The organism is Coleofasciculus sp. FACHB-542, assembly GCF_014695825.1.
Taxonomy (GTDB): domain Bacteria; phylum Cyanobacteriota; class Cyanobacteriia; order Cyanobacteriales; family FACHB-T130; genus FACHB-T130.
Map to the genome: position 1 here is coordinate 1 of NZ_JACJPB010000051.1, position 12,352 is coordinate 12,352.

Below are 12,352 nucleotides of genomic sequence, written 5' to 3' on the forward strand. Positions count from 1 at the left end.
GGGGGCATGGCGGCGGGAGTTGTCTCTTTCATTTATCACACCATAACGTGAAATGGTTGCCATGTCTGTATTATACCTTTTTAGAGTCTTGTTTTTCGTTTAAGCACCGTTAACTAAAACCGTTAGCGTTAATAACTCTATACCAGACACCTTGCTAGAAGGTACTTGGGAAGTTGCACCCCACCACAGCGATCCGCGCTATTCCAATTCTCATGCTTGGATTTCTTTTCAACCAGCCACATTCAAGGGTAATCATGCTGATTGCAAAATCACCGTGAATACAAATAAGTTGATGGCAGATAAAACCTATAGTCGTCAGATTTTATTACACACCAATTCTTCCCCAGAAACTTACCCGCTCACGATTACAGTTCGCACAACTCTGCTTGAAACTCCAAAGCCGCCTTATATTTCAATGGCTTTGCTATTAGGAATTGCTTTAGCAATGACTGGATTTTGGACAGGTGCGATCGCTTGGATGGTAGCAATTCTATTCAAATTTACCTCTTGGACATCTGTAGCAATTTTTGAAGTTGGAGTAATCGCGGTATTTTTGGCTTGGTTTAGCGCCGGAACTCTACTGGCAGCAGTTGGCATCAGAACTGTGCTAGGCATAAAGATTGCAGCTTGGTTGACCACTGTGACAATGTTAGTTGTTTTGTTGTCATCAGGGTTCTTACCGGCGGCGATTACTGCCTTGGGAACCTTGGCAGGTCTAGTAATTGGCTTCCTAAATGGGGCAGTCATTAAAAATTATAAAGAAAGGGGATTTCCTGAAAAGATTGCCATTGGCAGCGCACTTTTAATAACAGGTTTCGGCATGAGCTTAGGGACAGGATTCAATATCGGCTTCTTCAATTTCTTTCTGTTTTTATCCTTACTAGGAACCAGTTTATCCTTAGCTGCTATCATGTATTATCCATATCAACAGCGAGAAAAACTGATGGCTAATTATCGCCATGCGACACAAACTAGGCGTCTGATTAAGCCATAGCAGAGATCGTGGGGGAAAGAACGAAATAAAAAGGGCGATCGCTCTTTTTATTTCGCTTGATTATGTATTCAACGAGCTTTTCCTAAAGCGATCGCAATAGAGCCAGATATTACAAAAATCGCCCCTACCACTCCTAAAACAGTCAGGCGTTCCGGTGCAATTAGGGTGGGCAGAAACATTGACACCGCTGATACAGAGATTAAGGTGACAATGGGAGTTGTTGCTAATACTGCACTCACCCGCGATGCTTCCCAGTGTTCCAAAGATTCAGCAAAAGCACCGTAAGCGATGATGGTATTCAAAGCACAGAAAAGCAGCATTCCTAAATGTAAAGGATTCAGCGTCAGAATGGGTTGAGGTGCCGCAAATGGGCTAAACAAAATCGCACAGCCTCCATAAATCAGCAGCATAATATTTGAAGATGGTAATTTTTGCAAAAGCTGCTTTTGCGCTAAAGCATAAATCGCCCAGGTTACTGCGGCAAAAAAGATTAATCCGCAGCCGATTAAATATTTACCTTGTGCTGTAATTAAGTTGGCTAGTTGTTCGTGAAAGAACAGCGCAAATCCTAGGGTGAGTACGCTTAAACCCGCCCATTGACGTAGAGTATAACGTTCTTTGAAAACAACCAATCCTCCTAAACCCATTAAAACTGGAGCGAGTTGAATGAGAACTTGGGCGTTAGCGGGTGAAGTTTGGTGTAAACCTTGCAGAAAAAGGATGTAATTAATTGCCAAGAATATAATTGCGATCGCTAACAATCCAAGTGGCGTTGAACGCAGTTTTTCGACAGGTGGTAGTTGCCGTCGTGCGGCTAAATAAACGGCTAGCAGCCCAAACGATACCAAAAAGCGAAACCAAGTAACGGTGTAAACGTCGAGTACCTGTAGAGTCACCGTCAGGGCAATGGGCAGAATTCCCCACAAAAATACAGTCACAAGCGATAAGGCTAGCCCTAATCGCCATCTACCGGAACTAGAGTGAAGTGGCATTGGTATATTCTGATGAAAAGGGAAAAGGAGCGATACGTTTTGTGCCGCACGCTCCTACAATCTTTCCTTAGTGTGTTTGCTGTTGACATCTAATCTTCGACTATTTCCAGCAGTTCGGCTTCACTCAGTTGGGTGATTCCCAACGCTTCAGCCTTTTCTAACTTGGAACCGGCATCTTCCCCCACCAGTAAGTAGTCGGTTTTGGCGCTGATGGAACCCGTAACTTTACCACCGGCTTTTTCAATCAACGCTTTCGCCTCGTCGCGCTTCAGAGTAGGCAGCGTGCCAGTAATTACAAAGGTTTTGCCTTGTAGGGGCGAGGGAACACTTCTACTTTCTGCGGATGGGGTTTCTACCTGGGCGGTGAGTTGCAAACCGGCTGCCTTGAGTCTATCAATTAACGTTTGATTCGCCGGGACTTGGAACCAATCATAAACAGCGTGGGCAATTTCTGGGCCAATGCCGTACACTGCTTTAATATCCGATGGGAATGCCCAAGCTAGTTGCTCAACGGTGGTAAATTTTTGAGTTAAAGTTTGGGCATTGACACTGCCGACGTGACGAATCCCCAAACCGTATAATACTCGCGACCAAGGCTGAGTTTTTGAGTGCGCGATCGCATCCACCAACTTTTGGGCTAACTTCTTCCCCATCCGTTCCAAAGTTCCCAACCTATCAGCGGTTAAATCGTATAAATCTGCAACCGAATTCACTACGCCTTTATCTACTAGCTGGTGCATTAATTTTTCGCCCATGCCGTTGATATCCAGTGCATTACGGCTTGCCCAGTGAACCAGCGCCCCTTTGAGGATAGCGGGGCAAGAAGCATTCACGCAGCGCGTCACCGCCTCATCAACGGGCTTTACCACCGGCTGATTGCACACCGGGCAACAGGTGGGCATTTGGAAGGCTTGAGTTCCCTCTGGGCGGAGTTCTGGCAACACGCGCACCACTTCGGGAATGATTTCCCCGGCTTTGTGGATAATCACCGTATCGCCAATCCGAATATCGAGCGATCGCACATAATCAATATTGTGCAATGTGGCTCTTTGTACGGTTGTCCCAGCTAATTGGACTGGTTGCAACTCTGCCAAGGGTGTCAGCGCCCCCGTTCGCCCCACATTGATAGAAATCTTTTCCACTCGCGTTGGTGCCTCTTCCGCCGCGTATTTCAGCGCCACTGCCCAGCGGGGAAACTTTTGCGTAAATCCCAACTTTTCCTGAAGCGGAATCGAATTCAGCTTCACGACGACCCCATCGGTCATGTAGGGTAAATTCAACCGCCCTGTATTCCACTCGTCATAATAATCCCGAACATCTTCTAAAGACTGACAACGCTTGCGATTGGGATTTACCTTAAATCCCATTTTCTGTAGCAATTCCAGCGATTTCCACTGAGTTAGGGCAACCTCAGCATCACGCTTCTCAGGAATTTGCAACGTATAGGCAAAGAAATCCAGCCGCCGCTTTGCCACAATCCGAGAGTCTAATTGCCGCAAAGTTCCCGCCGCTGCATTGCGAGGATTGGCAAATAACTGATCGCCAGCTTGCTGCCGTTCCTGATTAATTTGCTTAAACACATCTAAGCCTAAAAACGCCTCGCCGCGAACCTCTACGTGAGTAGGAGGGTTTTCTAAATTCAAGCGCAACGGAATAGCGCGAATTGTCCGCACATTCTGAGTAATGTCTTCCCCCGCGATGCCATCCCCCCGCGTGGTTCCTCTCACCAAGATGCCTCTTTCATACGTGAGAGCGATCGCAGAACCATCAATTTTCAACTCCGCGACATATTCAAAAGCATTGAGTTCGGGGACTTGTCGCCGCCAGCGTTCCTGCCATTTGGCAAATTCCTGAATATTAAAGGCATTTTCCAAACTATAGAGAGGGATATTGTGCCGCACCGAGGAAAACTGAGTTGCCGGTTTCTCACCCACGCGCTGAGTGATGCTGTCCGGTGTTACCAGTTCTGGATACTGGGCTTCTAAGTCTTGCAGTTCCCGATACAGCCGGTCATAGATGGCATCCTCCATGATGGGAGCATCCTGGACATAGTAGGCATAACTAGCTTTGTCCAACAACTGTCGCAGTTCCTGTACCCGCTGCTTGACTGCCTGTGTCACTTCCACAGCATCCATCCCTACTTAAAACTCTATCTGTTTCCGCTTTTAGTCTAACTGCCATCACCAGATATAGAACGGCTCTCAATGGATTTCAACACAACCGGAACCTTGCCCCCAGCTCCCTCTCCGCTTTTCGAGAGCCAAGGTGGTTTCATACAGTCACAGAAAATATCGAGGCATTGCGACATTTAGTAGGGGCATAAACACGCCCCTACTAAGTGAAAGAGGAGAGGGAATTATTGTTAAAAGAATTTTAGAGCGCGATCGCTTAGCCTTATCTGACGCGAAACCTCTCCCCTCGTACCAGCAGGCGATTTTTGTATTTAAACTTCATATTTCTGGTTTGCGGAGTTTATCCAAATCAGGTTGAAGTATTCCAATAACAATCCTTTTAGTAGGAATCGTGACTAAGCAAAATTACGAATTTTTCTTACAGCGATTCCCGCTAAATCCGCAAAATCCACAATGCCATTTGTGGATGTATCGATAACAATCACAAGCAGTAATAATCTAAGGAAAAATTTAAATGTCTGAAAGAAGACCAAATCGTATAGTTCCTATTATTGTTGGCACTGCCGTTGTAGTAGCGGGAGGCATCGGTACTTATCTTTACTTGAAGGGTGCTTTTAGCGATGCAACCAGCCCTCTTGCAAGTGCCAAAGTAGTGCCAGATGAAGCATTAATGGCGGGTTTTGTCTCCACCGATCCGAAAAACTGGGCGCAATTGCAACAGTTTGGGACTCCGGAAGCCCAAAAATTGGTTGATAAAGGGCTGAAGGATTTCAACAAAGAGATGTTGACTGAATCCAACATCAATTATGAAAAAGATGTTAAGCCTTGGCTGGGTAGCGTGATGTTTGCCGTTCTGCCATCACCGACTGTAAAACCGGCACAAGCGACACCCCCCAAATCGTCACCGGAAGTCCGGATGTTGATGGTGGTTGGCGTCAAAGACAAAGTAAGTGCTTTAAGTTTTGCAAATAAGCTGAAAGCCAAGAAAGCTGGAACCAAACAAATAGATTACAAAGGCATCAAGATAGAGGAAACCACAGATAAAAGTGGCAAAACATACACGGCTTTTTTAGACAGTCATTTAGTGATGTCCGATGAAAAAGAAGCGGTGCAACTCGCAATTGATACCTTTAAAGGACAACCTTCATTTGCTAGCAAAGCAGGTGCAGCCAGCCTTCTGACTAAGGGTGTAGACGTACAAAACTCCATCGCTCAATTCTATATCCCCGATTATGCGGGGACGGTGCAGCAAGCACTGGCAAACAATCCGAATACGCCCCCGCTTCCTCCAGAAACCCTAAAGCAGTTAAAGGCTGTGCAGTCAGTGGTGATGGGTGTTGGGATTGATAATGCCGGTGTGAGAATGAAGGCGATCGCAAAGGTAGATCCCTCGGTGATGAAAGTTCAGTACAAAGCTTCTCCCGGCAAAGTCGCATCTCAACTTCCGGCTGAGACAATTGCCCTCATCGCTGGAAATGGAATCAGCCAAACTTGGGCAACAGTTGTCGAACAATCCAAAGCCGATCCCCAAGTCCAGCAAGGGTTTGACATAGCAAGACAGCAACTCAAACTCGTCAATCTTGACCTGGATAAAGATATCTTCGGATGGATGGATGGGGAATTTGCTCTGGCGGCGATTCCATCGACCAAGGGAATCTTAGCACCCGTTGGATTTGGTGGAGCTTTGGTATTTCAAACCAGCGATCGCAAAACGGCTGAAGCCACCTTCAACAAATTGGATGCGATCGCTAAGGGAAATTCAATCGCCGTAGCGCCTAGAAAAATTCAGGGTAAAACCGTCACAGAATGGCAAATCCCGCAACAAGGCGCTTTCTTAGGGCATGGTTGGATAGATGAAAACACGATGTATGTGGCGATTGGTGGCCCCATCGCCGATGTCATGGCAAACAAGCCCAGCCAGCCTTTGGACAATAGCACATCTTTTAAAACGGTCACGGGGTCTTTGCAGAAGCCAAACGCAGGCTATTTTTACCTTGACATGGACAAAACCATGTCTTTGGTGAATCGCCAGCTACCTCCAGCACAAAAGAGTTCCATCACGCCTGAAACCACTGCAATTCTGAATTCCATGCATGGTATTGGTTTGACCGTGACTCAACCAGACGCATCTACGGGTCAAGTTGAGGTGTTACTTGCACTCAAGCCTAAAACGGGCAAATAGGAAGTCGCTGGGAATAAGTAATTGGTAATATTCTTGAAGGGTGGGCATTGCCCACCCTTCAAGCTTTGGTGGGATAAAAGCTCATCCTACTGAGACATCTTTATTCAGAATTGGAAATGGGTCACAAGGTCATTTGTTACTTACGATTACCCATTACCCATTACCCATTACCTATTACCTGATGACTACCACAGTAAATACTGAACTTGGATTATCTTCACGCTTGGTCAACGGTTTGTTAGCGATTAAACCATTAGCCAATCTAGCCAAACACCAAGCGCGTTCAATGATGATTAAACGCGCCGAGAAGATTGGAGTGCCTTGGAGAAAACAAGTACAGACGCTTTCGCAATACGATTGGGAAAGCTATCTGACTCAGGTACAAAATCCCCAGCTAGCTTACCCGGATTATTACCTGCAATCGTTCCATGCTTACGAAAATGGTAACTTAAGCTGGGAAGCAGCTTGGGAAGTAGAAGTTGCTGCTCATGCCGTTCACGCAGGAATTTGGCCTGATGCAGGGGCGCAAGGAGATGCCCGACTGCGCCAGAGTTATTTCGATATTCTCAAAAGCCAAATTTCTACTCAACCACAAGATATTTTAGATTTGGGGTGCAGTGTAGGGATGAGTACATTTGCCTTCCAAGATGTTTATCCCCAAGCAAAGCTGACGGGTTTGGATCTGTCGCCCTATTTTCTAGCAGTTGCCCAGCACCAATCCCAACAGCACCAAAAATCGATTTCCTGGGTTCATGCTGCTGCTGAATCTACAGGTTTACCAGATGCCTCGTTTGATTTGGTTTCTATCTTTTTGATGTGCCACGAATTGCCCCAGTCAGCAACCATGCAGATTTTCCGCGAAGCGCGGCGTGTACTGCGTCCCGGTGGCTGTTTGGCAATTATGGATATGAATCCCAAATCTGAGATTTATACCAAAATGCCACCCTACATTTTGACGTTGCTCAAGAGTACCGAGCCTTATTTAGATGAGTATTTTGCGTTAGATATTGAACAAGCGCTAGTAGATTCCGGTTTCACTACGCCGACAATCAGCTGCAATACTCATCGTCACCGCACGGTAATTGCCAAGGTGAAGCAGAATTGAAAATTAAGCATGGGAATTGGGGTTGCACAATCGGGCGATGATTCTTTTTGGTTTAGCCCAAAGAGGCTAAGAAAAACTTAGCGTCTTGGTGCGACGTTATCGCGGTTCTCGGTTGGATGCGGCACAGTTTTGACCTCTCTCCAAACCTCTCTCCTACAAGGAGAGAGGCTTTGAATTATTCCCCGTTCCCAAGCCGAGAACGGGGTTAGAGTGTTAGGTTTCGTCTGCGTACCTCACCCAATTGAAAATGGCACTATCATCCATCCGATGTGCAACGCCTGGAAATTCTTCAATTTTAATTATTCGGCTTCTCCAATTAAAGTGAATGCCCCCCAGTCTTTAGGATTTGGATGTTGCTTCATAGTGCTTAACATGGCGCTTCGCAGAGCAGCGGCTTTATCGGGTGTTTTTTGAAGATTTTGATAAAATTCTGTCATCAATGAGGCTGTAGGAGCATCTGGCACTTGCCAGAGAGACACAATTACGCTGGGTACACCCGCACTCATTAAGCTGCGAGATAAGCCGATCACGCCATCGCCAGTAATTCTGCCTCTACCTGTGTCGCAAGCACTCAGGACAACTAATTCGGCATTGAATCTCAAGTCTAGAATTTCTTCAGCGGTGAGTAAGCCGTTATCGTTGCCAGATGGAGCCAACGCGATCGCACTTCCCAATCCTCGAATATCATCTAGTAAACCATGAGTCGCGAGATGAATGATTCGTGCTGTGGGTATTTGTTGCAGAATCGCTGCTTTCGTTGCCTCAGAGCCGGTGAAAGCTTTAGTCTTAAACAGAGGCGCGATCGCTAAAGCTTCTCGTTCTGCACCCGGTAAGCTCGGTAACTGAGTCGGCGGATCGCCAATTTTTTCAGGAACCCTCGGCATTGTGGGATTTCCAACTATCAGCACATCTTGATTTGGTACAGAAGTAGAACTTCGCGTTCCTACAAGCTGTTGTTGCTGATTTGTTAAATCCAGTACCTGAATTGAAGGTGCCGTGAGGATAGTATGTTGTTCGATTAAGTATTTGCCAGAAGCATCTTGCAATGCTGGGAAAGGAACTAGAAACAGTTCGCTTTGTGGAATTAAGATAACACGAGCATTTGGGTCTTTTGGAAGCAGGTCGGCAATAGGTTTAATAAGTAGTTCGTGAAGTTCCTTAAAGCCTTGTTTTGCTTGACTTCCAGGAACTTTAGCCTCTACACCTAAACCACGACCTCTAACACCAATCGATTCGCGGCTGCTGACAACAAGCTCTTCCAAAGAACTCTTTTTTTGCTGTCGCAAAGATTTAAGGTTGACTTTACGAAAGGCGATTTCTCCGGTTGGTTTCACTACCCAAATATAGATTTCAGATGTTTGGGATTGCGATCTTTTTCCTATGGCATCTATGTCTTCGTAGACAATAGAATATTCAACCAAGGTAGCGTTCTGAAGCTTGGCAATCTCTTTGATTTTGTTGATATTCGGTGAGGTAAGCGTAGCTTGAACGGATGCTTCAGATAACCGCGAAGCTAATAGCTCAACAAAGGCTCTTGCTCTCCCCCGTTCAGCAATTTCCAATGCGGCTTCTATTTTATTTTGGGCAAGTAAAACTTGTTGTAAATTGCGATAAGTGCTGACTTGATCTTCAAAAAGTGATACTTTATTAGCATCATTTCTACCTAATCCGGTTCGGACAGATTCTAATACTTCGATTCCATTTTTTAAATATGTTTCGGCTTCCGATAGCTTACCCGCACGCATAAAAGTTAGCCCTAAATTGTTTAAGGCGATGGCTTCCCCTCGTTTATTTTTAATTTCGCGAGAAATTGCAAGATCCTGCTGAAAGTAATTAATCGCTTTATCGTACTCGCCCATAGAATTATAAACGAGTCCCAAATTGCCTATCGCTTTTGCTTCCCCGCGTTTATTATTATTTTGTTTAGCTAAGGCTAAGCTTTGTTGATAATATTCACTAGCTTGCCGGTAGTCCCCTAGATTTTGATAGGAGAGAATTCCCCAAAAATTTAAGATATCTGCTTGCAAATCCCGATCGTTGATTTCTTGGGCGATTTTCAAGCTTTGCTGATAAAATTCTTTTGCTTTATCTGTTGTGCCACTTTCTTGATAAATGTTTCCTAAGTTTAGGATTGTTTGGGCATATAACTTCCGTTTTTCTCGAACTTCTAAGGCACTTTGTTGATTATTGGGTTCATCGGTAATTGCTAAGCTCTGCTGATAATAGCGAATTGCTTGGGGAGAATCATTCAAATTTTTATATACAGTGCCTAAGTTAGACAGAATACCCGCTTCTGATTGGCGAGCGTTAATTTTTTTGGCAATAGTTAAGCTTTGCTGATAATATTCAATTGCTTCCTGATATCTTGATAGATTGGCATAAATCCCGCCCAAATTATTCAAAATTTCTACTTCAATTGCCGATTCCCCCATTTCCCGCGCCATAACTAAACTTTGTTGATATTTATCAATAGATTGGGAGTATTCAGCGAGGGATTCATGAACATGACCCAGAAGTGCAAGAATTACCTGTTGGCTAGAGCGATCTTTCAGTTCTTGGGCAATGACTAAACCTTGTTGGAAGAACTTTCGAGCTTCAGGGTAGTTGTCCAGCAACTGATAGTAACTTCCGATAGATGTAAGAGCAGCTCCTTCAGCCCTACGTTCTTTGAGTTGCTGAAAAATAGGGAGTGCTTGTTGCCAAGAATCAATCGCTTTCTGATAGTCTCCTATTCGTTGATAAGCAAGAGCCAGCATACCAAGAGCGGCTGCTTCACTTTTAGGATTTTTAATTTCCCGTGCAAGAGTTAAACTTTGTTGCAGATACTCGATTGCTTGGGGATGTTGCCCCAGCGCCGAGTACGTACTTCCCAATTGTCTAAGATTCTTCGCTTCTAAGGGACGATCTGCAATCTCTCGCGCGATCGCTAAACTTTGCTGTTGGAAATCAATTGATTGAGAGTACTGTTGCACCCAATAGTAAATACTTGCCAGGTTTGCTAGAGCGGTTCCCTCTCCCTGACGATCTTTGAGTTCTCGATAAATCGTCAATGCCTGTTGTATCGACTGTAAGGCTTTGTCAAGTTGACGGTTATCAATCTGCTGAATACCTTGCTCTAAAAGGTGTTCAGCTTCTACTTTGCGGGATTCTGAAGTTTGTGCCAACACCTGTGTTATGGAAGGCGCGTTCAAAGGCGCTGAAATGGTAGCTAGGAAAGCGATAAGCGCAAAGATTCCGAGTTGAGGGCGCATAGCTGAAAGAAGATGTTGATTGAGTGCAGCTTACAGTCTTAGCCCAGACTGATAGGGAGTGTCCAGTGGTGCAGGGGAAAGAAAACGCGATCGCTCTCGGTACACATTCCCGTTAAGATTATCCAGTAACTTGTCCGATAATGGCTTGCGTCTTGAGTAATTACGCGATCGCTAAATGCTGCTGGTGAAACTCAAAAGTATCTCGCGATCCTTGTGACTAGGGTTTACCGTCTAATTACTCAATAGCCATAAAAAAAGCCCGCTGAAGCGGACTTTATCGGTGCGTTCGGATAGATGTGTTCGGATAGATGCGTTCGGCGATGTTTAGCTCAGCATCTACAGAGGAAAGCTAATAGAGGAAAGTGATCTGAGTAGCGCGAGTGTAAGACGGTTACTCAATCAAGCCTTTTTGAATTTATTTTGGCGACGGCGCAAAATTTCTGCGATTGGAAGAATACCAAACGCCAGTAAGGTTGTGGGTTCGGGAACGTCTTTGCTGGGATTGCCAGCAATCCGGTTGCGAACTGCAACAGCGGTATCTGGGAAGTCGGTAAAGACGCCATCAATCCCTAATTTAAAGAATTGTTCGTACTCCAGCTCTGGGTTGCCGTTGTAGTCTGGAGCGAGGAAGAAGTCTTCACTGCGGAAAGTGTAGGCATGAACCAGCAAACCCGCCGCATGGGCGTCACTAATTAGGGATGTGGGTTGTAACAATGGCTTGTCAGCATCGCTAATGACCCCATCTCCATTGAGATCGTCAGGTTGACCATCGCCATTTTGATCGACCGTCTCAGCCGGAATAATCAGGCGTTTCCAAGGGCCAATTCCGCTTGCATATTGCGCGATCGCATTCAATCCTGAAGAAGTTATGAGATCGCCATAGGTGCGAGAATCACCGCTGACAACAAAATCATACGGCTTGGCGGTACTTGCATCAAACAACTGAACCAGCGGCAAATTCGTCAGTGTTTTGAGAAATTTCAAGTTTGCAACTTCAAAAGATTGAATGAAAACCGCATCATCCGCATCGGTGTAACCGTTCTCGCTGAGGATTTTTACCAAAGGTTCCTCTAACGATAATCCGATGGAATCAAAGTAGGTCGGATGCTTCGTTTCCGGATAAATACCAATCGTGCGACCTTTTTCGGCACTCTTTTTCTTGGCTAGGTCGATAACTTCCTGCAAAGTCGGAATTTCATACAAACCATCATATTTAACCGATCCGGGGCGCAATTCAGGGATACGCTCTTTCGCCCGGAGAGTCTTGATTTCAGCCAAGGTAAAATCTTCGGTAAACCAGCCGGTGACTGGTTTTCCATCAATTGTTTTGGTTGTCTTGCGGTTAGCAAATTCTGGGCGATTTGCAACGTCTGTCGTTCCAGAAATTTCATTTTCATGGCGAGCAATAAGAACGCCGTCTTTTGTCGAAACTAAGTCAGGTTCGATAAAATCAGCGCCCATCTCAATTGCCAGCTCATAGGCTGCTAACGTATGTTCTGGACGATAGCCGCTAGCGCCCCGGTGTCCAATCACAATTGGAGGGGCACCCGTCAAAGTTGCTGCTGCTGCTTCACCCACTGGAAAAACTGCCAAAGCTGCTGTTGTTAATAAAGCTAGCTTAAAAACGCGCCACATATTGCTTTCCTCACCAATCGGCTCAAGCTTGGTTGATATGAAATTCATCAGTAAATGTACT

The 12,352-nt window shown here is 45.4% G+C and carries 7 protein-coding genes; 3 read left to right on the forward strand and 4 right to left on the reverse strand.

From position 1 onward, the window contains the following. The first annotated feature begins 151 nt into the window (after positions 1-151). Complete coding sequence (locus tag H6F52_RS20610; protein ID WP_190536614.1) at positions 152-994, forward strand: hypothetical protein; 843 nt, start codon at positions 152-154, stop codon at positions 992-994. 68 nt (positions 995-1,062) lie between these two features. Here H6F52_RS20610 and H6F52_RS20615 read toward each other — a convergent pair whose 3' ends face one another. Together H6F52_RS20615 and ligA are read right to left on the reverse strand one after the other, a co-directional pair. After that, complete coding sequence (locus tag H6F52_RS20615) at positions 1,063-1,986, reverse strand: DMT family transporter (RefSeq protein ID WP_190536615.1); 924 nt, start codon at positions 1,984-1,986, stop codon at positions 1,063-1,065. 89 nt (positions 1,987-2,075) lie between these two features. Then, a complete protein-coding gene (gene ligA, locus H6F52_RS20620) occupies positions 2,076-4,121 on the reverse strand; it encodes an NAD-dependent DNA ligase LigA (protein ID WP_190536616.1) in 2,046 nt (681 codons plus the stop codon). Positions 4,122-4,632: 511 nt separating this feature from the next. Here ligA and H6F52_RS20625 point away from each other — a divergent pair. Together H6F52_RS20625 and H6F52_RS20630 are read left to right on the forward strand one after the other, a co-directional pair. Then, positions 4,633-6,300, forward strand: coding sequence for a DUF3352 domain-containing protein (locus H6F52_RS20625; RefSeq protein ID WP_190536617.1), 1,668 nt, complete (start codon positions 4,633-4,635; stop codon positions 6,298-6,300). Positions 6,301-6,481: 181 nt separating this feature from the next. Continuing rightward, positions 6,482-7,405, forward strand: a complete 924-nt coding sequence (locus tag H6F52_RS20630) for a class I SAM-dependent methyltransferase (protein ID WP_190536618.1) — start codon at positions 6,482-6,484, stop codon at positions 7,403-7,405. Between the two features lie 299 nt (positions 7,406-7,704). On the opposite strand, the gene H6F52_RS20635 is transcribed toward H6F52_RS20630, so the two are convergent. Both H6F52_RS20635 and H6F52_RS20640 read right to left on the reverse strand, forming a co-directional pair. Beyond that, positions 7,705-10,596 (reverse strand): tetratricopeptide repeat protein, encoded by a 2,892-nt coding sequence (locus tag H6F52_RS20635; RefSeq protein WP_242034014.1) that lies wholly within the window; start codon positions 10,594-10,596, stop codon positions 7,705-7,707. 459 nt (positions 10,597-11,055) lie between these two features. Further along, the gene (locus tag H6F52_RS20640) at positions 11,056-12,291 is read right to left on the reverse strand and encodes a glycerophosphodiester phosphodiesterase (protein ID WP_190438711.1); all 1,236 of its coding nucleotides are present in this window, start codon (positions 12,289-12,291) and stop codon (positions 11,056-11,058) included. Between the last annotated feature and the right edge of the window lie 61 nt (positions 12,292-12,352).